Here is a 25,324-nt window from a genome sequence, read left to right as displayed (position 1 = left end):
CCGGGAGCTCACAGGGCTGTGGGTGATACCCTTGAGGGCATGAGTGCTGTACTGGTCACCGACGCCAGGGGGAGAGCAACACTGGGCCCGAAGGAACAGACCTTCAAGGTCACCGAGCTGGACGGTGGCGCCCTGCTGCTGGAACCAGCACGGGTGCTCACCGAGATCGAGATCGCAGCACTGCAGACTCCCGGCCTGATTGACCAGGTCAACGCCTCGATGGCTCGCCCGACCGAAGGTCGGAAGTACAGGAAACGTTCTTGACATGTTTGAGGTCATCGAGGACGAGTCAGCCGCTGCCATTCTTGACCAGCTCTGGGAGCAGGGTCGTGAGAACCTGCTGGAGAAGATCGATGAAGCCGTGGGCTGGATCGCTGATGGGGACGTCCGAGCCCGACGGCACCGTCTCGATGCACCGATTCTGACCCATGGCTTTGTCTGGGCAATCCGCGTCACCGACCAAGGCCAGAGCTGGCTCATCCTGTGGAGCGAGGTCACCACAGAAACCGCGAAAATCCACGCCGTCAGCCAGACCAACCTTCTCTGAGCAAGAGGGCGCGCGGACAGGCGCATCCACTGCAGTCGCCCCGGTGACCCCCTGGCAGCGGACCTCCTCGACTGCCACGATCCAGTGCGCTCCTCGTCGTCCGCCTTGCCCGGAAGCCACCGTGCCGGTCCTCGTCACGATCCCCCTATCCGCGCACCCTCTCAGGGGATGTTCATGTCCAAGTGCACCACCTGGTCGCAGGAGTCCCGGACACCCGGGTCGTGGGTGGCGATGACCACCGTCGCCCCGCCGTCGGCAAGACGCCTCAGGTGCCCGACCACGGCCTCGGAGTTCTCCTCGTCCAGGGCCCCGGTGGGCTCGTCAGCCAGGATGAGGTCGGCCTGCTTCCCGATCACCCTGGCGAGAGCCACCCGTTGCTGTTCACCTCCGGACAGGGTGGCGACCCTGCTGTGCTCGTGACCGGTCAATCCCACCTGGGCCATGAGGTCGGCGAGGTTCTCCTTGGCGCGGCGACGCCCCAGGGCCACCTCCAGGTTCTCCAGCACCGTGGCGTCCTCCACCAGGGCGTAGTTCTGGAACAGGTACCCCAGGGTGTCCCTGCGGAACCGGCGCACCGCTGCCCCGGACAGGCCGAGGATGTCCTTCCCGTCGAAACGAATGGACCCCTCATCCGGTGTCTCCAGCAACCCGATGCAGTTGAGCAGCGTGCTCTTGCCCGCACCACTGACCCCGGTCAGGGCGGTCATGGTGCCCCGCTCCACCTCCAGTGCGAGGTCACGCCACAACACCCGCTCACCGAAGGACTTCTTCAGTCCCTGGATCGCCAACATCACGCCTCACTGACTCCCTTCCTGATGATTCGTCGATGCACCCAGAACAACATCATGACCAGTCCCCCGGAGACGACCAGGACCACCAGTGCTCCCGGTAGGAGGTCCGCCACCCGCAGTTCAGGTGGCGGACCGAGCCCGATGCCACCCTCCGTCGCCGCCACCAAGGCCTCGAAATGGGCACGCCGTTGCATGACCTGCCACGGGAGCCAGCTCAGCGCTCCGAGGGCCAGGGCCACCTCGGCGAGCAGCAGCCATCGATAGGAGCCGAGCGCATGGCGACCATGCAGGTGCCGCACGAGGATCGATGGCCCGCGAAGCCCGCTGTAGGACACCGCCAGGGACGCCCCGGCCATGAGCGCGATCACTCCGGCGATACCCGCCTCCAGGGCGGCCATCCTGAACGCGATGAGAGCCTCCGCCGCATGGCGCGACGCCCGGACCTCCACGGGAGTGAGGCTGGTCACGTAACCGGCCAGCACGGGGTCTGCCTCGATCTCCTGGATGAGCGCCTCGGCGTCGAAGAACAACACCCTGCCCTCGCCGGCGGCAGAGACGTAGGCATTGAACCCGCCATTGGGAACAACGAGGACGATCGGCTCCTCCACCCACGTGCTCTCCAGGCCGGCGGAATGACTCGACCAACCAGCGGTCTCATCCGGAATACCGAAGAGAGGGAGGCGCTGCCGGGCCGGGGTCATGAGCACCACCGTGGGAACATCGGCCCCCATCCCCACCTCGAACTCCATGGACTCACGAGCATCAGCGGCGATGAGCTCGCGTTCGGCCCACCGATCCTCCGGGACGAGGAGCGCCACCTCATCATCCCCGACCACGTCCCGCACGTCACGGCCATCGCTCAGCTGGAGCGGATGGCTCGCCAGGTATCGGCGGTTGACGTACACCAACTGACCCACGGGACTTTCCCGGGGCGCGGCCAAGAGCAACCGGCCGGACTCCGCCTGCCCCTGCAGCCAGGGCCCCATGACGGCTCCCATCGCGTTCTGGGCCTCGTTGGAGTAGAGCGCGCCGCCGATGAACATCAGATGCGCCCCGGGAACCGACCTCATCGCCTCCAGCGACCGCTGTCGGCTGGCTGCCGCTGTCGCCAAGGAGAGGCAGTGACCGATCGCCGCAAGGGCCAGGACGATGGCCCCCAGCCGCATCGCCCACGAAGCGGCGATCATCCCCCGAGCGGGGAGCTCACCCTTGAGCGCCCGGACCAGATCGGTGCGCCACACGGCTCCCAGCGTGGCCATGGCCCCCACAACGGCGAACCACAGGAACCAGATCCCCGTGCTGGCACTGTGCGCCGCCCACTCCAGCAGCCCGATGCCGCCCTGGGTGGCCAACAACCAGAGGCCACCCACGGCCAGCAGGAGCACCCCGGAGCCCACCCAGAGCGCACCGAGGGGGCCGAACTCCTTCACGGCGAAACCGGTCGCCGAGCCGCCATGGAGCCGACAGATGGCTGCCCGTCGGGTGCGGGAGAGCACCAGGGCCGCTGCCGAGGAGGCAATCATGAGACCGACCGCGATCTCGAGATTTCCGGGCACCTCGAGCCTCGGCCACCGCTCGTTCTGCCGCGTCTCGACCGTGGCGCCCCTCGACCGCAACGCCTCGGCCAGCACCGGCACCGCGTCCTGACGGCCCAGAACCACCCAGTCCCCCACCGGGTCCTGGAACTCGATCTCGGCCATGGGGGCGAAACTGGTCCGCATGGCCGAGCCGAAATCCACCCGGGGTGGTTCGGCGATGATCCCCTCGGCCCCCGGCCCTGTGAGGTACATGATGCGGGAGCCGCGGTTGTCACGGACATCAGGTTCGACCTGTCCGATCACGACGCCCTCCGCCGCCGCGAGGGCTGTCAGGTCGCGCCGTAGCTCGGTGATCCGCTGTTCCCCATGCCACTCCGTCACCTCGACGACCGCATCGCTGGTGAGAGGTGTTCCACTGCTGCGGCCCTCGACGGTGAGAGCGGAGAGAACCAGGGCCACGATCCACGACGCGACCAACAGACACCTCACGACAAAGTTGAGCAAGTCTCGGACCTTTCGCGTTGGAGCAACATGACCGCGCAGGCCCCGCTGTGGGAACCCACCCAGCTCGGCCGTGGGACGGCGGCATGAACTCCCGACCACGGCAGCCACCACAGGTCAGGGATGACGGTGGTCGCGACACACCCGGGGGCATGTCGCGACCACCCGTCCGGCCTCAGTCCTCGCGCTGCTTCAGCACGGCCTTCGCCGCCGCGAACCGGGCGATCGGGACCCGGTACGGGGAGCAGGAGACGTAGTCCAGGCCCACCGACTGGAAGAACTCGATGGAGTCCGGATCGCCACCGTGCTCGCCGCAGACCCCCGTCTTGAGATTCTGCTTCACGGCCCGGCCCTTCGTGACGCCGATCTCGACGAGCTGACCCACGCCGTCCACGTCGATGGACTCGAACGGGTTGCGCTCCAGCACCCGGTCCATGACGTACTGGGTCAGGAAGCCGTTCTCCGCGTCGTCACGGCTGATGCCGACACCGGTCTGGGTCAGGTCGTTCGTACCGAAGCTGAAGAAGTCCGCGTACTCGGCGATCTGGTCCGCCACCAGCGCCGCCCGGGGCAGCTCGATCATCGTGCCGATGGTGACGGGCAGGTCCTTGCCCGCGGCCTCCAGCTCCTCCTTGACCGCGCGCTCGACGATGCCGCGCTGGACCTCCAGCTCCTTCGACAGGGCCACCAGCGGGATCATGATCTCCACGCCGACCGTCTCGCCCTCGCGCTCCAGGACGGCCAGTGCCGCCCGGATGATGGCGCGGGCCTGCATGTCCGGAATCTCCGGGTAGAGCATCGCCAGACGGCAGCCGCGGGTGCCGAGCATCGGGTTGAGCTCGTGGAGCCGCTTGACCTGGGCCAACGTGCCACGGGCCGCCTCGAGTTCCGCCGGGTCGCCGTCGGTGAGTTCCAGCTTCTGCACCAGCAGGGACTGCTCGACGAGGTTCGGCAGGAACTCGTGCAACGGCGGATCCAGCAGCCGCACCGTCACGGGCAGCCCCTTCATCGCGGTGAAGATGCCCTCGAAGTCCTGCTGCTGCATCGGCAGGATCTCCGCCAGCGCCTCGGTACGTGAGGCATGGGTCTCGGCCAGGATCATGCGACGCACCGCGGGCAGCCGATCCTGGGCCATGAACATGTGCTCCGTGCGGCACAGCCCGATGCCCTGGGCACCCAGCTCTCGAGCCTTGGAGGCATCCTCGAAGTTGTCCGCGTTCGCCCGGACACCGAGCTGACGCACCTCGTCGGCCCAGGTCACCAGACGCTGGAAGTCCTCGTTGATGCGCGGCGGGATGAGTTCGAGGGCCTCGCCGTAGACGTCCCCCGTGGAGCCGTCGAGGGTGATGACCTCCCCCTCCGCGATGACGCGGTCACCGACCGTGAGGGTCCGGGCCTTGACGTCGATGTGGATGCCGGAGGCGCCGGCGACGCAGGGCTTGCCCATGCCGCGGGCCACGACCGCCGCGTGGGAGGTCATGCCGCCATGGGCGGTGAGGACACCCTGGGCGACGATGACGCCATGGATGTCGTCCGGGGTCGTCTCGTAGCGCACCAGCACCACGGGCTCACCCCGGCCGCCCCGCTCGGCTGCGGTGTCGGCGTCGAAGACGACCTCACCGACGGCCGCGCCGGGCGACGCGGGCAGCCCCTTGGCGATCGGCTTCCGGCCGTGCTTGGGGTCGATGGCCGGGTGCAGCAGTTGGTCGAGCTGGGCGGGCTCGATGCGCAGCAGCGCCTCCTCCTTCGTGATGAGACCCTCGTCGACGAGGTCGGAGGCCACCTTCAGAGCCGCTGCCGCCGTCCGCTTGCCGTTGCGGGTCTGGAGCAGGAACAGCTGTCCGTTCTCGATGGTGAACTCCATGTCCTGCATGTCCCGGTAGTGCTCCTCCATCCGCTTCATCGTGGCGATGAGCTGGTCGTAGGCCTCAGGGAGCACCTCACGCATCTCGGCCAGGGGGCGTGGGGTGCGGATGCCCGCCACCACGTCCTCACCCTGCGCATTGACGAGGAACTCGCCGTAGAGCTCCTTGTCACCCGTCGACGGGTTGCGGGTGAAGCACACGCCCGTGGCGGAGGTGTCGCCGCGGTTGCCGAAGACCATCTGCATGATGTTCACGGCGGTACCCAGATCGGCGGGGATGTTGTTGGCGCGCCGGTAGACCTCGGCGCGCGGATTCAGCCACGACTTGAACACCGCGTTGACCGCACGGTGAAGCTGCTCGACGGGATCCGTGGTCCACTCCCCGCCGAGGTGCTCGTTGCTGATGGCCTTGAACGTGTCGACGAGTTCCTTGAGGTCCTCGGCGCTGAGGTCGGTGTCGAGTTCGACCCCGCGGTTGCGCTTGAGCTCGGTCAGGGCGTCCTCGTAGGCGTGGGGCGGCACCCCCTCGACGACCTCGCCGTACATCTGGATGAAGCGGCGGTAGCAGTCCCACGCGAAACGCTCGTTGCCGGATTCGGCGGCCACCGCAGCCACGGACTCGTCGGAGATGCCGAGGTTGAGGATCGTGTCCATCATGCCGGGCATCGAGTAGACGGCGCCGGAACGCACCGACACGAGCAGCGGACGTTCGGTGCCGCCGAGTGTGCGTCCGGTCCGTTCCTCCAGCCGCTTCAGACCGGCGTTGATCTCCTCGGCCAATCCCTCGGGCCACTGACCGCCGAGGTTCATGGTCTCGACGCACGCCGTCGTCGTCACGGTGAAGGCGTCAGGAACCGGAACCCCGATCCGGGACATCTCGGCAACCCCGGCGCCCTTGCCGCCGAGGAGGTTCCGCATCGTGGCGTCACCCTCCGAGAGGTCGTAGATGTAGCGCTTATCGCTCATGTCGCACCCTTCTCCTTTGAAACTGGGTTGGGACTACCTCGTCCGCCGACCACCTTACTGGGTGCAGTGGGCCGAGGCGGAACCGGTCGGGGGTTGGCGGGTACTCTCGATGCATGAGAGCCGCAACACGTGTCACCCTGATCGCCGTGGCTGCCTCCTTGGCCGCCTGTGGTGGCGGCAACAACGCCGAGCCCGCCGCCACCCCGTCACCAAGTTCCGAAGCCACCTCCTCCTCCATCGCCAGCACGGCCGAACGTGCCCCGTCACCCTCCGTCAGCCCCGCCGAGGAAGGCGACACGGCGCCAGAGACCCATCTGGCCGCCATCCGCACGGATCTCGACTCACGTGGTGTCGACGGGGCCAAGGCCTCCGTGACCCAGGCCAGATCCGTGACCTGGCAGGACGGTTCCCTGGGTTGCGGCGAACCCGGCGCCACGTACACCCAGGCCCTGATCCCAGGATGGCAGATCATCGTGGAGGTCGACGGCACGAGCTACGACTACCGTTTCGGCCGGGACACCACACCACATCTGTGTGAGCTGCCCACCGTACCGCAGGTCAGCTCGGGCGACATCTGACCACATCCAACCCCAGCGCGGGAACGGGAGAGGCCCCGGGGAGGGATCCCCGGGGCCTCATCGTGATCAGCTGCCTGTGCGAGGCAGACCGGGCCGCACCGGCGGCGGGGTCGGCTTCACGGGAGCCGAGGGCATGACCGTCGGCGCCACCGTCGGGGACGGAGCCGGATCAGTCGGCGCCACCGTCGGGGACGGGGCCGGATCCGTGGGCGCCACCGTCGGGGACGGAGCCGGGGCCGTCGGCGTCGGAGAGGGCGGGGTCACCCCGGCCGGCAGCTCACCGGTCAGTGCCTCCGAGACACCCTGCGCGTTGTCGAAGACGACAGCGAGCCATCCGAGCGGCTTCTGGTCCTCGGCCGCAACCCGGTTGACCGCCACGTCGAACTTCGCAGAGCCCGAGGCCGGCACCGTGACCTCCAGCCCATCGCCGAACGGACGGTTGCCGGGCTCGTAGCTGGCCACCCCGTCAACCTTGTCCTCGAGATCGCCGGAATAGGTCGATGCGGTGAAACCGACGCGGCTCGGGGAGCCCAGATCGGCCAGATCCACGAGCATGATCATGGTGCTGGAATCCGTCGGCGCCACGGTGAGGAAACCCGTCTGTGCGGTCTTCTTGGTCGAGGCGTCGTACCGGAAGGTCTCAGCCACGCCGTTGGACGTCCCGACCAGGGTCTTCCCCTGATCAGCGGAGAACAGGATGTGGTCCGCCTTGCCGTCCGCATCGACGTCGATGGGGATCTCCACCCGGATGCTCGCCGGGTTGGAGAACCGCGAGTGCATGTTCACGGCAAAGGCCAGGTAACGCTTGCCGCCGTCCTCGATGGTCTGTACCCCGAGGCTGGCCAGATCGATCCCGGGATCCTTGGCCGGATCCTGGTCCTTGGCATCCGACAACGACCACGTGAACAGTTTCGCGTCACCCTCACGCGCGGCATTGGCGTTGGTCAGCTGGATCTGCCCGGCGTCGACCCCCGTCGTGACCAGCCCGGCGGTCACCTCCGACAGGCTCCGAGGCACCAGCAGGTACGGAACCGCGAGGTTCGTACCGTTGTCCTGGGCGAAGCGGATGTTGCCCGAGACGTTGTTGAACCAGGGGGACCTGCCCTTGCCGGGGGTACCCGGCGGGACATCCGCCGCGGAGATGGACACCTCGACGGACACCTCGGCGGTGCCGCCCGCTGGAACCGTCACCGAGGTCGGGGACACCGTGACCTTGCCGCCACTCAGGGAGTCCTGGGACGGATCGACGGTGACGGCGAAGGTCTGCTCCTTGTCCCCCTTGTTGACCAGGGTCACCTTGCGGGTGTCCGTGTGGGTGCCGGAGACCTCGGCGTAGCCGAAGCTCAGCACGGCGTCCCGGATGGTCCGGCCATTGACCTCGGTGGAGTCACCGTAGGCGAACACGGAGGTGGAGACGGCCTCGGGGGCATCCACGAGACCCCCGCCCCGGACGGTGCGGTAGTTGGCGACCTTCGAGGAGTCAGCGGTGGACACCAGGGCTGCGGAGACCTCCTCGGCGCTCCACCCCGGGTGCCCCTGAACCGCGAGGGCCGCGATACCGGCGGCATGGGGCGCCGCCATCGAGGTCCCGGACATCACGAGCGGGCCGGTACCCGCGCCCACCCCTGCGGAGACGATCGAGACACCCGGTGCCGTCAGGCTGGGCCGCAGTGCCGAGTCACCGCTGCGTGGTCCGCTGGAGGTGAAGTTGGCGTAGTTGGAGTAGCCGGGATTGGGGATCTCCTTGGGAGTTCCGGTCGCCTGATGCCCGTCGTGCTTGACGAGGATCTCGGCATCCTTGGCGGCGACACCGATGAACGGGATCGTCACCTGATAGGCCTCACCGGTGTCCGGGTTCTGGGTGATCGGCCCCTCGAAGGGAGGAAGCTCATCAGTGCTGTTCACCATGATGACCGCCGAGGCCCCGGCCTTCTGGCCGAGCACGGCCCGCGCCACACGGGCACAGGTGCCACGTCGGGTCACGACGATGGATCCGGCGGGGATGTTCTGGTATTCCTCCGCGGTGCACCCGAGGCCCAGCTGCCCCTGGGCATCCTTGAGAACGTGCAGCGGGGCCGCCTGCGTCAACTGGATGCCGTTCGCCGCGACGGCCTGGACGGTGTCGCCCTCCATGGTCAGCTCGAGGCCGGGGAAGACCTTGCGAGCATCGTTGGCCGCAACCGAGATGACACCGGGAGCGGCTGCCGGAGACCCCGTGAGATACGGGGAAGGGCCGGAATTACCGGCGGAAGCAACCACGACGACACCGGCAGCGACGGCGTTGGCCGCGGCCACGGAGTCGGGCTCCTCCGGACGCCCGAACGGGGATCCGAGGGACATGTTGATGACATCCATGTCGTTCTTCACGGCCCAGTCGATCGCCTCGACGACGACATCGGTGGTGCCGTCACATCCGAAGACACGCACGGCGTAGAGGTCGGCCTCCGGGGCAGATCCGGGCCCGACAAGGAAATCAGTCCCGAGGGTCTCCTGACCGTAACCACCCGTGTAGGTCTTGCCGTCCACCGTGACGCCGGAACCACCCGCCGTCGCGGCCACATGCGTCCCGTGGCCCGCCTGGATGCAGTCGATCGGGTTCGGGTCGGCCTTGGGCGTGTTCTTGCCGGTGTACTCATCCCCGACGAGATCGATGCCACCCTTGACCCGAGGACCGAAGTCAGTGAGTGTCTGGTCCTTGGTCGCCGCATCGAAGGCCTCACGAGTTCCCGCTCCGCCGAAGGTGGCGTGGGTGTAGTCGATACCGGTGTCGAGGATCGCGACCTTGATGCCCTTGCCGGTGACCCCGTCGCCGACGCCGGTTCCCTGCCACGCGGCAGCGACACCCGTCATCACATCGGCGGCCACGTTGCTGCGCTCGTAAGTGGGCACAGCGTGAACTCCCGTGACCCCGCTCAGTCCCCGAAGGGCGTCGAGCTGGTCGGCATCGATGCTCACCCGCATGCCGTTGTAGGCCGACTGCATGGTGTTCTCGACCGTCCCGCCCAGTGCCTCGATGGCTGGGATGATCTGCTCCTGCCGCTTCTTGAGTGTCTCGCGGTGCTTTTCCTCTGCGGATTCATTGAGGTCACCCTGCTCCGCCTCGACGACAGCGACGGGATCGCCCTCCACCTCCACGATGACCGTGACCCTTCCCCGGTTCACGGACACCTGGTCGGAGGCCTCCTCCGGCACTGCGTGGGACGGTGCGGCCTGCACGAGGTCCAACAGGGTGCTGGGTTCGGCTGTTTCATCGGCGTGGACGATCGTCGTCGGGATGACGAGCGACAAGGCCCCCACCGTGGCCAGTAATCTGCTGCGTTGCACTTCTTGCCCTTCTGCTCCGAGCGTGTTGTGTTCAGTCATTCGATCCCCCACGGACCCATGCCCCTGCAGAACCGAACACTCCGCCTGCACACTACAACGTCCGGCCCCCCTTCGTGAGCCGGATCCAGATATGGACGCGGAGATGCCCGGCTCCCGAGGCCATCCCCGGGAGCCGGGCACCGCGATCACACCGACGCGAGTCGCCGTCTCATGCCCTCGGCGAACTGGGCGGCCTCGAGCCCGGCGACCAGGTGCCAGGTGCGGTCACCGACCTGGACCAGACCGACCAGCCCGGCACGGGACAGGGCCTCGCGATCCACGAGGGAATCATCGACGACCTCCACCCGGATCCGGGTCTCGGCGATGGGCTCGACCGACGTGACATTGCCCTCGCCACCCAGGGCGGCCACCCACTGGCGGGCCTGGTTGGTCTCGACGTCGCTCACCACGATGACCCGCGGTTCCGCCCCGGCCGGCTCGGCGGCCCTGCGGGCGGCGGCCTTCTGCTCGGGGGTGCGGTAGTCCGAGATGATGACCAGAACCATGGCGACGATGAAGGCCGCCGCGATGGACACGGCGTACACCCACATCGGCTTGAACACCGGAATGGTGAACAGCGACGTGAAGGCGAACGCACCCGTCGTCACGCCACTGATCCCGTCGGGCGACGGGAAGAGCATGCTGAGGGTACCGATGGTGACGCCGCCGACCAGACAGCCGACGAGCATGCGCGGATAGATCCGCTTGTAACGCAGGTGGATGCCGTAGAGGCTCGGCTCGGAGATGCCGCCGAAGAGACCCGCCGCCAGCGCACCCGTGGCCGTCTGCTTCATCGCCGCGTCGCGGTCCCGGATGGACAGGAAGAGCACCCCGGCCGTCGCGCCGAAGCAGGCGAAGTTCCACGTACCCATGGGGCCCTGGATGAAGTCGTACCCGAGGTTGTCCAGGTTGAGCAGCATCAGCGCGTTGAGCGGCCAGTGGAGCCCGAGCGGCACCAGGAAGGGGTACACCAGCGGGATGATGATCGCGAAGATGATCGGGGCATGGTGGTTGAGCCAGGCCAGGCCACCACCGATGGCGTTGCCCGCCCACACGCCCACAGGACCGAGGAGGAACGCGGTGATGGGGATCATGATGATCATCGCGAAGAATGGCACGAAGACCATCTGCACGTTCTCGGGGAAGATCCGCTTCAGCACCCGGTACACCACGGCCAGCAGCGCGACCATGAGCAGGGGGACGAACACCTGGCCGCCGTAGTCATTGAGCTGCAGCGGCAACCCGAAGATGTCGACGGTGCAGAACTCCTTGTCGAGGGTGACGTTCTTCGTGCAGGTCGTCTCCAGGTACCGCAACGCCTCAGTGAACATCCCGGAGCCCTTGGTGGTCTCGGTGTAGATCTTGGACCCGAGCCGCACGAACTCCGGTGTCATGAGGGAGCCCATGATGACGGCACCCAGCCAGGGATCCACATCGAGCTTCTTCGCGGCGTTGTAGGCCACCGCGATGGGCAGGAAGTAGAACACGCCCCGCCACATGGCGTCGAGGAAGACCCAGGGCGCAGCCTTGGAGTCGGACTGGAAGTCGAAGACCCCGAAGGCGTCGAGGACGGCTGCCGCGGCCAGGATGAGGGAGGCGCCCAGCAGGACGCCCAACAGCGGTCGGAAGCTGTCGGACAGGTACTCGAAGAAGGCGTCCAGCCAGGCCACCTTGCCACGGGCCTTGGACCGGGCCGCCGCCTTGACATCGGCGTCGCTCATGGGTTGGCGATCGGCCATCTCGGGTAGGGAGTTGATCTCCTGGAAGACGGTGCTCACGGCGCCGCCGATGATGACCTGGAACCGATCCCCGGCCTGGGGAACGGCACCCATCACGCCCTTGATGGACTCGACCTGGGCCTGGTCCACCGTGCTGGCGTCGTTGAGCTCGAACCGCAGCCGCGTGGCGCAGTGGGTCAACGACCTGATGTTGGCGGGGCCGCCGACGGCGGCGACGATCTCAGATGCAGTGCTCATGTCAACTTCCTCAGTACTCGTCGACGGGAACCAGTGCGCGGACCTCGGCGGCCGTGCCGCAGGCGATGGCCCTGCGGGCCAGGTCGCGGCACGTCGCGAGATCCCAGGACCGGACAGCGGCCTTCACGGCAGGAATCGCCGGGATTGAACAGCTCAGCTCATCCACCCCGAGTCCGACGAGGATCGGTACGGCCTGGGGGTCCGAGGCGACACCACCACACACACCGAGCCACTTGCCACGGGCATGGAGAGCCTCGGCCGCACGCCCGATGAGGGTCAGGACGGCGGGGTTGCACGGATCCACCTGAGGGGCCAGCTTCGGGTGACCCCGGTCCATCGCCAAGGTGTAACTGGTGAGGTCGTTGGTCCCGACACTGAAGAAGTCACAACCCTCCTCGGCCGCGAACTGCTCCGCCATGACCGCGACGGAGGGAACCTCCATCATGATGCCGAGGCTGACCTCCCCGGACAGGGACATGTCGGCGCGCTCCTCGTCGAAGATCCCCTTGGCCCTGCGCCAATCCTCCAGGGTTGCGATCATGGGGAACATGACGTGCAGCTTCGGACCGCTGCCGGCCGCAGCGAGGATCGCCCTGATCTGGGCACGCAGCAGTGCAGGCTGCTCGAGGCCGACGCGCACCCCCCGCACACCGAGGAACGGGTTCTCCTCCGCCGGGAGCGGCAGGTAGGCCAGCGGCTTGTCCCCACCGACGTCGAGGGTACGGATGACCAGTGGTTGCCCGGGGCGCAGGGCTCGGCCGCACTCGCCGTACACCTGGGCCTGTTCCTCCTCGCTCGGCGCCGTGCCGCGCCCCATGAAGACGAACTCGGAGCGCAGCAGGCCCACTCCCTCGGCCCCCTTGCCCATCGCGGCGACGGCATCATCGACCCCACCGATGTTCGCGACGACCGCCACCCGGTGGCCGTCCGTGGTGATGGCGGGGTCATCCTTCGCGGCCTCCTCGACGGCCCTGCGCTCAGCCATGCGGGCCTGCCGCTCTCGCAACCGGGCCATCTCGTCGTCGCTGACCCCCGTGCGCAACGTACCCTTCGAACCATCGAGGACGACCGGCACGCCGTCGGCGATCTCCAGGGCACGTCCCTCGATGCCCGCCACGGCCGGGATGTCCAACGATCTCGCGATGATGGCGACGTGGCTCGAGGCCCCGCCTCCCGTCGTCGCGAATCCGACGACACGGCTCCGGTCGAGCTGCGCCGTGTCGGAGGGGGTGAGGTCCTCAGCGATGAGGATCGTGTTCTCAGGGAGTTCCGGCCGCTGGGACCGTTGACCCGTCAGTTCCTCGAGGACCCGGCTGCCGACGTCGCGCACGTCGTTCGCCCGCCCCGCGAGCACCTCATTGCTCAACCCGGCCAGCTGATCCGCAAGGGTCGTGAACGCGGCCCGCCATGCGAAAGCGGCGGATTTGCCCTTGTCGATGCCGGATGCGGCGAGATCAAGAAGTTCCGGGTCCTGGAGGATCTCCTGATGGGCCGCGAAGATCTCGGCCCGCTCGGTCGAGGCCTCGTCGGCGAGTCGCCGTTCCAGTGCGGACAGGTCAAGCAGTGCCCGGTCGATGGCGGTGTTGAGCCGACGCCGTTCCTTGTGTCGGTCCTCGGCCTGCTCCTCGACCCGGATGTCCTCGTGACGCCACTGGACGACCTGGCCGATCCCGAGCCCGGGGGACGCCGAGGCCCCGAGCAGGAGGTTCCAGTCCCCGGACCGCGGACCCACGTCGACGACGGGTTCGGTGATGGCAGGCATCGCGGTGGTGTCGTCGCTGCCGATGATCCCACCGCTCGGCAGCGTCGGGCAGTCCTCACCCAGTCCTTCCTGGATGGCCTGCGCCAGCTCCTCCACGGCCTCGGCCGCGTCGGGCCCATGCGCGGTGACGACGACCTTCTGGCCACAGGCCACGGCGAGCCCCATGATGGCGACGATCGACTTGGCGTTGGCCGAGTCGTCGCCCCGGCGCAGCCGGATGTCGGAGCGGTACTTCTTGGCCAACGCGACGAGGGTGGCCGTGGGGCGGGCATGCAGCCCCGTCGGGTTCGGCACGAGGACGGCATCCGACGAGGCCTGCGCGCCGGTGACCGGCTGCGCACCGTCGGCAGCGGGTTCCGCCAGGTCGACCTCAGCGGCGGTGGACTCACCCGCGGTGACGATCCCCGTCACCGGGGTGATCGAGGAGATCGCCTCGACGTTGCTCACCACCACCTGGGTCAGGAGGGACTTGGCACGTCGTCCGACCTCGTCCAGATCGAACTCGATGAGGAGTTGCCCCACCTCCACGCGTTCCCCCGCACTCACCCGCGTCGTGAAGCCGTCCCCGCCGAGCTGGACGGTGTCGAGACCGATGTGCATGAGCACCTCCAGCCCGTCGTCACTGCGGACGGTCAGGGCGTGGCGGGAGGGTTGGACGCTCGCGACCTCCCCCGCCACCGGGGAGACGAGCCTCCCCTCAAGGGGATCGATGGAGAATCCGTCCCCCACCATCCGTTGGGCGAAGACCGGGTCGGGGACATCCTCGAGACGCACCATGACACCGGTCATCGGGGCCACGAGGACCGGCCTGCTGGCTGGAACTGCACTCACGGCGGCTTTCCTTTCCGAGCGAAGCAACAGTGCTTGGCGATTCCCACCAGATTAGTGCGATCGCAAGCATACGAATACCCATCCAAAGTCAAGCAAATCGCGATTCACGGTTGGGGCCGTGTCAGTCGTTTGGCCAATTATGGGGCGGACCCGCGTGCCCCGTTTCCCGGGCCCCTACGGTGCTGCCACCCAGGGAGGAGACAGCATTGTCGGAGCCAGTGGCGAAAGTGACCACCCGAGCGGGGCGCAGGAGGCACCCCCGCCTCATCGCTGCGGGTCTGCTGTGCGTCACCCTCGGTGGCCTCGGGGCGGCCGCCCTCCACAACTCCACCCATCAGACGCGCCCCGCGGTGGCGATGGCCAGGGACGTCACGCGGGGGCAGGTGATCCGGGCCGAGGACCTCAAGATCGCCGAGGCCCCACCCGGGATGCCGAACCACATCCCCTCGACGGAACTGGACTCCCTCGTCGGCAGGACCGCGGGCTTCGATCTCCCCACGGACGCGTTCCCGTCCCAGCGACTCCTCGGCATGGACCCCCTGCCGGAGGGGTCCGCCATCGTCGGACTGTCCCTGGGGCCGGGACGGATCCCGGCCCGGGAGATCGTCCCCGGCCAGGCGGTGCAACTGGTGAGCCTCGTCGACGGAACCGCGGTCGACGCCATCGTCGTGACCGCGCCGCGGCTGCTCGACGACCACACGACCCGCCTCATCGACGTCGCCCTCCCCGTGGAGAAGGCATCCGCCGTCGCCTCCCTGTCCGCCCAGGAACAACTGGTCCTCTACGTGGTCGGGATCCGGTGATGTCCATCATCCTCGTCACGGGCGCTCCCGGCGCCCCCGGCACCACGACGACGGCGCTCGGCCTCGCCCTGACCTGGGGCACTCCCGTGCTGCTGGTCGACTGTGACCGCGATCCGGCGCAGGCCATCCCCGCTGGGTACCTCCAGGGCGGCTCGTTGGGCAACACGGGCCTGGCGGCGGTGGCGCTCGCGCACCGGCAGGTCCCGCAGCTCGGCCCCCAACTGGCCTCCCTCTCCCTTCCGTTGGCCCCGACCCTGGCTCCCCAGGCCCGGTTCCTGCCCGGGTTCAACCGTCCGGAGGCCGTGCACTCCTTCGAGCCCGTCTGGTCGGCCCTGGCGGACGGCTTCCGCTGGCTCGGGGAGACCGGGACCGCCGTCGTCGTCGATGCGGGACGGGTGGGGCCTGACGGTCTGCCACCCGATCTCATGGCCGCAGCCGACCTCGTGCTGTTCGTCGCCCGGAGCTCGCTGCGTTCCCTGGCGGCGTCGCGGCTGTACCTGCCCCGCGTCGGGGAGGCCGTGGAGCGCACCCCCGGACGCAGACGGATGTTGCTCGGCCTCGTCGGCCCGGGCCGACCCTACCTGGCGAGCGAGGTGGAGGCGGAGTTCCGGGTCCCCGTGGCGCCGGTGCCGTGGAGTCCTCGCGAGGCGGCGGTGCTGAGCGACGGCGAACCCGCGCCCCGGAACTTCCAGACCTCCCGCCTCATGCGGGGGCTCGCCGACCTCCGTCAGACGTTGCGTCGGGCCTGCAACGTGATCCCCGAATGGGGCAGGCGGTGAGCCCCGTGCCAGGACCCATCGCAGACCTCCCCACCCTCTCCGGGGCCCTCGCGGGTCTCGGGGACCCCGGCCCGCAGCCCTGGCAGCAGGCCCCACGCCGGGACCTGCCCGCCTCCACCGTCCACGAGGTGGAGTGGAAACTCGTGGTGGCACTCCGACGCCAGGCCGTCGAACAGATCACCGAGGCCCGGGAGGACTGGCTGCAACAGCACGGCACCCCCATGCCCGAGGAGGACCGACGCGTCCAGGGACGCTCCATCGTGCGGGCCGTGGTCCGCGCGCACGTGGAGCAGCTCGGCCGCCAGGGGGCTGCGCTGTGGCCGCTCGAACTGGAGGACCGGTACGCCGAGGCCATCGCCGACGCGATCTTCGGTTACGGCCGCCTCACCCCGGTGCTGTCCATCCCCGAGGCGGAGAACATCGAGATCTCCGGGTGGGACAGTGTCGTGGTCCAGTACCCCGACGGTCGCCGAGTGGCCCATCCTCCCGTCGCCGACTCCGACGAGGAACTCATCGAGATCGTGCGCTTCCTCGGGGAGACCGCCACCCCACCACGCCCCTTCGACGACGCGCACCCCACGATGACCCTGGCCCTGGGCAGTCAGTTCCGACTCCATGCCATCGGTTTCGGGCTGAGTCATCGCCCGAGCGTCATCATCCGTCAACACACCCTCACCTCCGTGACCCTCCACGACCTCGCCCAGCGCGGCATGATGCCGCTGGAGGTGGCGCACCTGCTGTCGCGCGCCGTCCTTGCCCGCCGCTCCATCGTCATCTCAGGGGATCAGGGAGCCGGGAAGACGACCCTGCTGCGGGCCCTCATCGCCGAGATCCCCGAGCATGAACGCTTCGGGACCCTCGAGACGGATTTCGAGTTGCTGACCCATCTCCAGCCCAACCGGCGGAACATGCTGGCCCTGCAGGCACGATCCGGAATGGGCGAGCAGGTCGGTGGCAGGCGTGTCGGGGACTGGAGCGTCGCCGACCTCATCCCGGAGGCACTGCGTCAGAACCTGTCCCGGTTGGTCGTCGGGGAGGTCCGCGGCGCCGAGGCCGGGGCGATGATGGAGGCCATGGTCTCGGGTGCGGGCACCCTCTCGACGACGCACTCACACTCGGCCGCCTCGACCATCGACCGATTGGCGGCACGGGTGGCGCAGGGCGGTGTGCTCGGCATCGAGGAGGCCCTCCACCAGATCGCCCACCACATCGACCTCATCGTCCACGTCCGGTTGGAGGACGAGACCTGGCGCGGCGGGCTGCGCAGACGGTTCGTCAGCGAGATCCGTCACCTGACGGGGGCCGTCGAGGCGGGTCGCCCCAGCACCCATCTCGTCTACACGAGTGGCCCTCCCGCCTCCTTCACCCCGGAGGCCCGGTTCGCCCAGGAGCTCTCCCGTTTCGCGAGGCCGTCGTGGGAACGTTGACGGCCGCCGGCTGCGGGATCCTGGTGACGGGCGGGGTGTGGCTCGTGGTGATGGGGTGGCGCGGCCACGACGCTCCCCGGCACCCCCGACGATCCCGAGGGGGGATGGCGAGACTGTGGTCGCGGCTGGGCCGCGCCTGGCGGGTCTGGATCCTCGCCGTCCTCGTCGCGGGGGTGGCGGCGGCGATCCTCACGGGGTGGCCCATCCTGGCCCTGGCCATTCCGGCCGTCGCAGTCGGGATACCGTTCGCCCTGACGGCCCCACCCAACGACGAGGTGGACGACCTGACGGCTCTCGACCGCTGGCTACGGCTCCTCGGTCCCTCCATCGGAACCGGCAAGTCGGTGCGTGACGCCATCCTCAGCACAGCGCGTCAGGCGCCGGAGCGGCTCCTGGTGCCACTGGATCGGCTGGTGCAGCGCATCGATCTCGGCTGGACCACCCGGGATGCCCTGCTCGCGATGGCCGACGACATCGACTCCGCCGAGGCCGACGGCCCGCTCACGGCCCTGGCCATGGCCTCGGATCGCGGCGGCACCGGTTCCCGGGCCCTGTTGGACGCGCTGACCGACAACACGAGGCAGCGGCTCCGCGACGCCCGGCTGCTCGCGACGGAACGGGCCAAGCCGTTGGCCGTCGTGCGCCAGGTCGTGGCGATCACGCTGGTGATCCTGGGCGCGATGGTGATCCTGTCCCCCGGCTACTTCGCCCCGTTCAGTACCCCGCTCGGTCAGGCGCTCGCCCTCGGGATCACCGTCCTCTACGTGGGTTCGCTCCTGATCCTGCGGCATCGGATGCGGCCCCGCCGGGGGATGCGTTTCCTCGGAGGTGCGACGTGACGACGCTGGCCTGGGCGATCCTGATCGGGATGATGATCGCCGGTGGTGTGTTCCTCGCAGCGCTGGGGGCCATGCGGCGCCCCGTCGCGCTCCACCGGGCGTTGGCGGGGCTCTCCGAGTCCTCGGCCCGCTCCCCCGCCGATGCCTCCCCACCACCTCGTGGCCTGGAGGCGGCCGGCGGCTGGTTCCGGCGGGTGCTGCGACTGCCCCTGACCTCGGCCCAGGAACGGCTGTTGCTGCGCTGCGGCAGGAGTGTGGAGGACTTCTTCACGGAGAAGCTCGTCCTCGCCGTGACCGGTCTGGTGCTGCCCGTGGTCTGGGTGGCGGTCCAGGCGGCTCTCGGGATGTCGCCCCACCCGGCACCCATGGTGCTCGCCCCGGTGCTGGCGGTGGCGGGCTACTTCACGGCTGATCTCCGGCTGGGCCGCGGGGCTCGGGAGACGGACCGTGCCACGGCGGAGTCCCTGTACACCTTCTTCGACCTGGTCGTCCTCGAGCGGCTGGCCAACGCCTCCGCTTCCCAGGCCGCGGCCAACGCGGCGGATCTGGCCTCCGCCCCACTGTTCCGCCGCATCGCCCGAGGGCTGGAGCGGGCGCGTCTGGAGCAGTCGTCGCCGTGGCGGGAGCTGGAGGGCATCGCGGAGGAGTGGGACCTTCCAGAGCTGGGGGACTTCGCCGACATCATGAGGTTGGAGGAGCAGGGGGCGGCCCTCGCCGAGACGTTGTTGGCGCGGGTTTCGGAACTCCGGGAGGGCCACAACGCGCGGTTGCAGACCGAGGCGCAGCGGGACACGGAGGCGTTGACGATCTGGATGACCCTGCCCGCCCTGGCGCTGGGTCTGGCCTTCATCGCCCCTCCCCTGCTCGCCCTCGTGGGGCGGTGAGGACAGGACCTGTGCAAAGAGAGCTGTGGAAAGAGAACGACGTGGCAACCGGTTGCCCATGATGACAGTGAAAGGAAGCACCATGATCCCCATCGACCTGATCCTCCGGCAGGTGTACGCGTGGTTCCCGCGTCCTCGACGTGACGAGCGTGGGCTGTCGCAGTCCACCGAGAACGCGATCCTGTTGGCCGGGGCGGTTGTCATCGCCACCCTTGTGGTCACCGCCATCACCGCCTTCGTGCAGGCGAACCTGCCCAAGTGACCTCACGGGGGGAGGGAACTGCGTTGAAACGCCTGACGGTGGCGCTCGCCGCGGCGACGCTGCTGGCCGTGATCCTCGTGGGGGTCCCCTGGCTCCTGCTCCACTGGGGGAGCACAGCAGGGCTGTCGTGGTCCGTGCTCTCCGGGGGCTGGTTCCGGCCGGACGACGGGACACTCACCCTGGCGCTGCTGACCCTCGTCGCCTGGGGGGCGTGGTCGGTGCTCGCGTGGAGTGTCGTCGCGGAGCTCGCCGCGCAGCTCTCCCGCGACCGGATCCGCCTGCGGCTGCCCGGCACCTCGTGGCTCACGCCGATGGTGTCCTTCCTGGTGGCCGCCGCGCTGGCCCCGGTGATGACCGCCCACGCGGCACCGCCCGTCGTCCCGATCGTGTCCGCGGTTCCCGGTCCCGTGCCGGAGGGAACGACCCCCCACCGGCTCCCGGAGCCATCGGTCCCGGACGACCGCTCCGCCCTGGCCGCGCGGTGGAACCAGTACGAGGTGCGGCCCGGGGACGAGCTGTGGGACATCGCGGCCAGGGAACTGGGCGGCGGCGAACGCTGGCGCGAGATCGTGGCTGCGAACCCTGGGCTCGATCCGCACGCCGAACTCGTGGCGGGAGAGATCCTCCTGCTGCCGGCCAGCATCACCGTCGAGGAGGGCGACACCCTGTGGGACCTCGCCGAGGAGCATCTCGGTGACCCGGCCCGCTGGCCGGAGCTCCACGAGGCGAATCGGGACCTCGTCGACAACCCGGACGAGATCGACATCGGTTGGCGCCTCACGCTGCCCGGCGAGGGCGCGCCGCAGGCCCCCGACCAGCCTGCCCCCACCCCGCCCGAGGGGGCGGCCCCCGAACCCCCCGAGGTCCCGCCCCCTTCACCGTCACCCCCACAGGCACCTCCCGCACACCGGGAGCCTGAGGCCCCGGATGCCATCCGGTCCGCCCCTGCGGAGACCCCCGAGGCCGCACCCTCGGCCGCGGTGGAGGTCCTCGGCCCGGTGGGCGCACTCCTGGCCGCCGGGGTCGCCACGGCCCTCATCGGGCGTCGCCGCCTCGGGCTGACGCAGCGCACGGTCGGGCGGCGCATCCCCACCCCGCCCGAGGAACTGTCACGCCACTGGGCAGCGCTCGGTCTGCTGGGGCAGGGCGCCTCACCCCCGGAGCAGGCGCTCAGCCCCACCCACGTGCTCTTGGGGTGGCGGGGGGACCTGGCGGAGGTCTGGTTGGAACTCGAGCCCGGTGCCCTGTGGTTGGCGGGGGGTGAGGAGGAGGTGTCAGGGATGACGGCGGCCCTCCTCACCAGTCTGCTGTGCGCGGGCTGGTCCCGGGAGACGGAGATCGTCCTGGTGGCGGCCAGGGAGTCCTGGGCACCTGCGGTCGATGACCCGCGGCTGACGGCACTTCCCGACATCGACGTCGCGCTGGTGCATCTCGAGGACCTGGTGCAACGTCGGTTGACTGCCCTCGCGGGCGAGCCTGTCACGCAGGCCCGCAGGGATCCGGATCGTGCCCCGGGTTTCGCCCCGACCGTCTACCTGTTCTGCAGGTCGTTGACCCCGGCGGAGCACGCCAGGGTCTCCTCACTGCTGGCCCGCGGCTGCGCGGGGGTCTCCGTGGTCGCACCGGTTGGGACGGATGCCGTCACGGGGCGCCTCCTGACCCTGCTCTCCGCGGAACGGGCCCGCCTCGACGACGGCGTCGAGCTGAGTCCCCAGCTGTTGCGGGCGCCCGCACGTCGTGCCCTCGTCGCCCTGTTCTCGACCACCGGGGATGCAGGATCCGAGCCTGCCCCGTGGTGGCGGGAGGAACCCATCACCCAGCTGCGCAGCAGCCCTGTCTCGGAGGAGCTGAGGATGCCCCCGACACCGTCTTCCCCAACCCTGCTCCTTCTGGGGGAGGCCCAACTGGTCGCCTGCGACGGCGAAACCCCCCAGCGCAGTGTCGGTCGGTGCCTCGAGGCCTGTGCCTGGCTGCTCACCCATCCTGGATCGACGCCGACCCAGATGCGGGAGGGGCTCATGATCGCGGAGGGCACCAGACGTTCCGTCGTGTCCCGGCTCCGCGGCTGGCTCGGTCGTTCCGCGGCCGGGGAGCACCTGCCCGACGCCTACTCAGGAAGGGTGCAGCTCGCGTCGAGCGTCTCCAGTGACTGGGAGCAGTTCCAGGCCCTCGTCGCCGGTGGGGTGAACCGGGCCACGGAGGCCTCCCTCACCGAGGCCCTGGCCCTGGTGCGTGGGGCCCCGTTGGGCGGTTTCGAGTTCCAGTGGCTGTGGGCGGAGCCCCTGCGGTGCGACATGGTGGCCACGATCGTCGACGCCGCGGTGGTGCTGTCGGAACGCTGCCTCGCCCGGGGTGACCTCGATGGGGCGGAGTGGGCGCTGGGGCAGGGGGCACTGGCCTCCCCGACGAGTGAGGCGCTGGCGGCGCGGAGGATCCTGCTGCGGGCCAGCCAGGGGGATCGGGCCGCCGTGGACCAGGAGGTCCTCGCCCTGACAAGGGCGGCCCGGGCCGAGGGGAGGGATCTCACGGATGTCACCGTCAGGATCATCCAACGGGCCCTGAGCCAGTGCCTGACGGCCTCCCGCTGAATCGCCGAGGGGTCGCCCTCAGATGAGGGCGTTGACCAGGTGCGGGACGGCCCCGATCACCAGGCCGCACAGCACGATGAGGGTGTCGGTCCGTGTCCACGGGGCCTCACCCAGCCAGGTGCGGGGCCCGGGTGCCGAGTAGCCTCGCGCGTCCATGGCGATGGCGAGTCGCCCGGCCCGCCGCAGCGACTCCACCAGCAGGGCGAAGCACAGGCGGGCCCAGTGCCTGCCCCGGCTGACGAGCCCCCGACGGGGTCCGAGGCCGCGGACCCGGCGGGCCTGTTCCAGTTCCTGCCAGACGGCGGCGAACTCGTCGAGACGTCTCAGGGCAGCGGTGAGGGCGAGCACGGGGCGGGCGGGAAGTCGTAGCCGCCGTCCGAGGTGATCGCCCAGGGCCGTCGGGTCGATGAGACTCGCCGCCACCACGCCGGGGATGACGACGAGGCCGATGCGGAGAGCCGCCTCGACGGCGGGGAGGATGCTCGGTGGTGACGCGAGGATCCAGTTCGACCACGCCACGGACAGCACCGCGATGACGGCGGGCAGCAGGCGCAGCAGGTGGAACCGGAACCCCACGAGGGCCCCGCCGATGAGGAACATGGCCGCCCAGCCCGCCGCGAGCGGGGCGATCCCTGAGCCGGTCAGGCCGAGCACCGTGATGAGGACCACGCTCGCGAGCAGCGACAACGGCCCGGCACGGCGGGCCGCACCCGGCCTCGGCTTGGGCGGCGCGGTCGGTGGGGATTGCGGCTGCGCGGTCAGCCGGACCTCACGGTCGGCCCGGCGGGTCAACGCCTCGTCGTGGGTGGCCGCGAGGACCCCCGCACCGGAGGCGACGGCCGAGAGGAGCAGCCCCGTCACGGCCGACCAGGCATGACGATCCAGCCCGACTGTGGGTTCGTCGACGAGGATGAGGGAGGGGGCGTGGAGCACCGCGCTGGCCACGGCGAGCCGTCGCTGTTCCCCGCCGGACAGGCTGAGCGGATGACGTCGGGCCTTGTCGCCCAGCCCGAGGGCCTCGAGGAGTCCCTTGCCCAGGGCCTCCGTCTCCTCGGTGTCGCGTCCGAGGACACCGGCTGTCGCCACCAAGGAGCCCAGCACCGTCTCCCCCACCGCGAGGGCCTCCGGGAACTGCGGCACCCAGGCCATTCGGGAGGCCAGCTCCATGGAACTCCACTCGGCGGGGCCCTCGGGGAGGCCCTCGACGCTCACCCGCCCCGATTCCGGGGTGAGCAGGCCGAGCAACGTCTGGATGAGGGTGGTCTTGCCGGAACCGCTGTCGCCGCGCAGCGCCACGAACTCGCCGGCATTGAGGGTGATTCCCTGACCGTCCAGGACCAGGTGGCCGGGCCGCTCAGTGGTCCGGAAGCTGAGGGCGGGACGTCTGGCCACCCGCAGATCGTGGGCGGCGAGCCGCAACGGGGTGGAATCGGGCAGGGCAACGAGGTGGGGTTCCGGGTCCGGCGCCCCGGGCACCCACAGCCCCAGCTCCAGCAGCTCCGCCGCATGGTTGCCGACGACCTCCGTCAGGGAGCCGTCGAACCTGACCCGCCCTTCGTCGAGGACCACGATCCGCTCCACGATCCCGACCCAGCCGGCGATGTCGTGGTCAGCGACGACGAGGGTGGCACCGGTCAGCCCCACGACCTGCCGGACCGCCTCGCGGATCTGCCGCCCCGCGTCGGCGTCGAGCATGGCCGCCGGCTCATCGAGGAGGAGGACCCCGGGGCGCAGGGCCAACACGCCGGCGAGCGCCAACCGCTGGGCCTGTCCACCGGACAGTGCGGCGGTGCTGTGCCGCTCCCCGTGGGGGAAACCCACGAGCGCGAGGGATTCGCTGACCCGTTGCCGGATCGAGTCCGGTTCGAGTCCCAGGTTCTCCGGGCCGAAGGCGACGTCGCGTCCCACGGTCTCCGCCACCACCGAGTCGTGCGGCTGCTGCTGCACCAGCCCCACGTCGGGACGTCCGCTGCGGGCCGGGGTGCCATCGACGAGGACGTCCCCGCCCAGGTCGCCGGGGGTGTGCTCCGCAAGGACCCCGGCGAAGGCCCGCAGCAGGGTCGACTTCCCCGCCCCGCTGACCCCGGCGAGCAGCACCCGCTCTCCCGCCCCGATCGCGAGGTTCAGCCCCTCGAGCACCGGGTGGCGTGCCCCGAGGGGCTGCCACGTGAGGTTGTCGGCCCGCAGCGGGACCGGATCGAGGGTGGGCGTCATGCGGACTCGGCGAGCCGTTCCCGTCCGGGTGGGAACGCATCCAGGGCCCCGGTTCGTGCCAAGGCCTTCACCAACGCCCAGCCGCCGATCCCGGCAACCAGGGCGCCGGAGAGGAGGGCGCAGCCGAGCGCGACGAAACGCTGGGACCAGCTGAACTCCTTCTGGTAGACCCACCACTCCCACAGCACGAGTTCGAGGACGGCGGCCAGCAGGCCTCCCAGGACAGCCATGACGAGCCGCCAGTTGCGCCACAGCAGGATCGCCATGGCGATCTCGACCCCCAGCCCCTGCAGGAAACCGGAGACGAGCACGTTGAGTCCCCACTCGTTGCCGAGGAGCGCCTCGACGACGGCGGCGACGAGCTCGCAGAACAGGGCCGCCCCTGGCCGCCGAACCACGAGTCCGCCGATGATGGCGGGCAGCAGCCACACACCGAGCGTGAGACTGGCCGCGGGCGGGTAGGCGCTCAGCGCAGCCTCGATCGGCAGGTAGAGGAAGGTGTCCCAGCCCCAGAAGGCGACGCCGAGGGCGACACCGAGGATGGCGAGGGTCACGATGTCGATGGAGCGCCAGTTCCAAGGACTTCCGGTGGCCACGTGGGGGTGGCTGGTGGTGGTGGTCATGATGACTCCTGTGGTCGGCCGGTCTCCCGGATGCCTCAGGGACGTCGGCGCACGGCGCGCCGACATGAGATTCCCGACTCCCTACGCCGGTCCTAACCGGGTCAGGTTCGAGGGTCTGCGGTGGCCCGCACTCTCAGCGCTGCTGCGCTCCCCTGTCGATGGTGGAACTCTATCCGGCGGGTTGTGGG

18 protein-coding genes and 1 riboswitch are annotated in these 25,324 nt (G+C 69.5%); of the genes, 10 read left to right on the top strand and 8 right to left on the bottom strand.

Annotated features, from left to right (window positions below; all coding sequences use genetic code 11):
* The first annotated feature begins 39 nt into the window (after positions 1-39).
* Both EII35_RS07985 and EII35_RS07980 read left to right on the top strand, forming a co-directional pair.
* A complete protein-coding gene (locus tag EII35_RS07985) occupies positions 40-264 on the top strand; it encodes a hypothetical protein (RefSeq protein WP_125227935.1) in 225 nt (74 codons plus the stop codon).
* Position 265: 1 nt separating this feature from the next.
* Positions 266-547 carry a hypothetical protein gene (locus EII35_RS07980; RefSeq protein WP_125227934.1) on the top strand — a complete coding sequence of 94 codons (282 nt, stop codon included), beginning with the start codon at positions 266-268 and terminating at the stop codon, positions 545-547.
* 161 nt (positions 548-708) lie between these two features.
* On the opposite strand, the gene EII35_RS07975 is transcribed toward EII35_RS07980, so the two are convergent.
* The 3 genes from EII35_RS07975 to ppdK all read right to left on the bottom strand — a co-directional run bounded on the left by EII35_RS07975 (position 709) and on the right by ppdK (position 6,207).
* The gene (locus tag EII35_RS07975; protein WP_125227971.1) at positions 709-1,338 is read right to left on the bottom strand and encodes an ABC transporter ATP-binding protein; all 630 of its coding nucleotides are present in this window, start codon (positions 1,336-1,338) and stop codon (positions 709-711) included.
* Positions 1,338-3,365, bottom strand: coding sequence for a hypothetical protein (locus tag EII35_RS07970; RefSeq protein WP_125227933.1), 2,028 nt, complete (start codon positions 3,363-3,365; stop codon positions 1,338-1,340). Before EII35_RS07970 ends, EII35_RS07975 begins: the two co-directional genes overlap by 1 nt.
* Positions 3,366-3,552: 187 nt before the next feature.
* On the bottom strand, positions 3,553-6,207 hold the full coding sequence (gene ppdK / locus EII35_RS07965) for a pyruvate, phosphate dikinase (protein ID WP_125227932.1): 2,655 nt from the start codon (positions 6,205-6,207) through the stop codon (positions 3,553-3,555).
* A gap of 113 nt (positions 6,208-6,320) precedes the next feature.
* Between ppdK and EII35_RS07960 the strand changes: the two genes are divergently transcribed.
* A complete protein-coding gene (locus tag EII35_RS07960; RefSeq protein WP_125227931.1) occupies positions 6,321-6,785 on the top strand; it encodes a hypothetical protein in 465 nt (154 codons plus the stop codon).
* Between the two features lie 66 nt (positions 6,786-6,851).
* Here the strand turns inward: EII35_RS07960 and EII35_RS07955 are convergent, their stop codons facing one another.
* From EII35_RS07955 to ptsP, 3 genes are all read right to left on the bottom strand, one after another.
* On the bottom strand, positions 6,852-10,148 hold the full coding sequence (locus EII35_RS07955) for a S8 family serine peptidase (protein WP_221739707.1): 3,297 nt from the start codon (positions 10,146-10,148) through the stop codon (positions 6,852-6,854).
* A 146-nt stretch (positions 10,149-10,294) separates the two neighbouring features.
* On the bottom strand, positions 10,295-12,124 hold the full coding sequence (locus EII35_RS07950; RefSeq protein ID WP_125227930.1) for a PTS transporter subunit EIIC: 1,830 nt from the start codon (positions 12,122-12,124) through the stop codon (positions 10,295-10,297).
* 10 nt (positions 12,125-12,134) lie between these two features.
* Positions 12,135-14,717, bottom strand: coding sequence for a phosphoenolpyruvate--protein phosphotransferase (gene ptsP, locus EII35_RS07945; protein WP_221739706.1), 2,583 nt, complete (start codon positions 14,715-14,717; stop codon positions 12,135-12,137).
* 206 nt (positions 14,718-14,923) lie between these two features.
* Between ptsP and EII35_RS07940 the strand changes: the two genes are divergently transcribed.
* The 7 genes from EII35_RS07940 to EII35_RS07910 all read left to right on the top strand — a co-directional run bounded on the left by EII35_RS07940 (position 14,924) and on the right by EII35_RS07910 (position 22,299).
* Entirely contained in the window at positions 14,924-15,520 is a 597-nt protein-coding gene (locus tag EII35_RS07940) for an SAF domain-containing protein (RefSeq protein ID WP_125227929.1), read from the top strand.
* Positions 15,520-16,299, top strand: a complete 780-nt coding sequence (locus tag EII35_RS07935; protein WP_125227928.1) for a P-loop NTPase family protein — start codon at positions 15,520-15,522, stop codon at positions 16,297-16,299. Before EII35_RS07940 ends, EII35_RS07935 begins: the two co-directional genes overlap by 1 nt.
* Positions 16,284-17,726, top strand: coding sequence for a CpaF family protein (locus EII35_RS07930; RefSeq protein ID WP_125227927.1), 1,443 nt, complete (start codon positions 16,284-16,286; stop codon positions 17,724-17,726). Before EII35_RS07935 ends, EII35_RS07930 begins: the two co-directional genes overlap by 16 nt.
* Positions 17,714-18,565, top strand: a complete 852-nt coding sequence (locus tag EII35_RS07925; protein ID WP_125227926.1) for a type II secretion system F family protein — start codon at positions 17,714-17,716, stop codon at positions 18,563-18,565. Before EII35_RS07930 ends, EII35_RS07925 begins: the two co-directional genes overlap by 13 nt.
* On the top strand, positions 18,562-19,449 hold the full coding sequence (locus tag EII35_RS07920; RefSeq protein WP_125227925.1) for a hypothetical protein: 888 nt from the start codon (positions 18,562-18,564) through the stop codon (positions 19,447-19,449). Before EII35_RS07925 ends, EII35_RS07920 begins: the two co-directional genes overlap by 4 nt.
* 82 nt (positions 19,450-19,531) lie before the next feature.
* A complete protein-coding gene (locus EII35_RS07915; RefSeq protein WP_125227924.1) occupies positions 19,532-19,711 on the top strand; it encodes a hypothetical protein in 180 nt (59 codons plus the stop codon).
* 23 nt (positions 19,712-19,734) lie between these two features.
* Entirely contained in the window at positions 19,735-22,299 is a 2,565-nt protein-coding gene (locus EII35_RS07910) for a LysM peptidoglycan-binding domain-containing protein (RefSeq protein WP_125227923.1), read from the top strand.
* Between the two features lie 18 nt (positions 22,300-22,317).
* On the opposite strand, the gene EII35_RS07905 is transcribed toward EII35_RS07910, so the two are convergent.
* Positions 22,318-24,513: an ATP-binding cassette domain-containing protein gene (locus tag EII35_RS07905; RefSeq protein WP_125227922.1), complete on the bottom strand. Its 2,196-nt coding sequence runs from the start codon at positions 24,511-24,513 to the stop codon at positions 22,318-22,320.
* On the bottom strand, positions 24,510-25,136 hold the full coding sequence (locus tag EII35_RS07900; RefSeq protein ID WP_125227921.1) for an ECF transporter S component: 627 nt from the start codon (positions 25,134-25,136) through the stop codon (positions 24,510-24,512). The genes EII35_RS07905 and EII35_RS07900 overlap by 4 nt, the downstream gene beginning before the upstream one ends.
* Before the next feature lie 61 nt (positions 25,137-25,197).
* Positions 25,198-25,300: riboswitch (TPP riboswitch) on the bottom strand.
* Positions 25,301-25,324: the final 24 nt, after the last annotated feature.

This window comes from Arachnia propionica (assembly GCF_003932785.1).
Lineage (GTDB): Bacteria > Actinomycetota > Actinomycetes > Propionibacteriales > Propionibacteriaceae > Arachnia > Arachnia propionica_B.
The sequence above is the reverse complement of the archived record's forward strand: the minus strand, read 5'-3'. Positions and strand labels throughout refer to the sequence as shown.

Bases quoted from the DNA above. Each gene is read 5' to 3' on its own strand.
- EII35_RS07985 (WP_125227935.1), top strand. From the start codon at position 40: ATGAGTGCTGTACTGGTCACCGACGCCAGGGGGAGAGCAACACTGGGC.
- EII35_RS07980 (WP_125227934.1), top strand. From the start codon at position 266: ATGTTTGAGGTCATCGAGGACGAGTCAGCCGCTGCCATTCTTGACCAG.
- EII35_RS07975 (WP_125227971.1), bottom strand. From the start codon at position 1,338: ATGTTGGCGATCCAGGGACTGAAGAAGTCCTTCGGTGAGCGGGTGTTG.
- ppdK (WP_125227932.1), bottom strand. From the start codon at position 6,207: ATGAGCGATAAGCGCTACATCTACGACCTCTCGGAGGGTGACGCCACG.
- EII35_RS07960 (WP_125227931.1), top strand. From the start codon at position 6,321: ATGAGAGCCGCAACACGTGTCACCCTGATCGCCGTGGCTGCCTCCTTG.
- EII35_RS07955 (WP_221739707.1), bottom strand. From the start codon at position 10,148: ATGACTGAACACAACACGCTCGGAGCAGAAGGGCAAGAAGTGCAACGC.
- EII35_RS07950 (WP_125227930.1), bottom strand. From the start codon at position 12,124: ATGAGCACTGCATCTGAGATCGTCGCCGCCGTCGGCGGCCCCGCCAAC.
- EII35_RS07935 (WP_125227928.1), top strand. From the start codon at position 15,520: ATGTCCATCATCCTCGTCACGGGCGCTCCCGGCGCCCCCGGCACCACG.
- EII35_RS07930 (WP_125227927.1), top strand. From the start codon at position 16,284: ATGGGGCAGGCGGTGAGCCCCGTGCCAGGACCCATCGCAGACCTCCCC.
- EII35_RS07915 (WP_125227924.1), top strand. From the start codon at position 19,532: ATGATCCCCATCGACCTGATCCTCCGGCAGGTGTACGCGTGGTTCCCG.
- EII35_RS07905 (WP_125227922.1), bottom strand. From the start codon at position 24,513: ATGACGCCCACCCTCGATCCGGTCCCGCTGCGGGCCGACAACCTCACG.
- EII35_RS07900 (WP_125227921.1), bottom strand. From the start codon at position 25,136: ATGACCACCACCACCAGCCACCCCCACGTGGCCACCGGAAGTCCTTGG.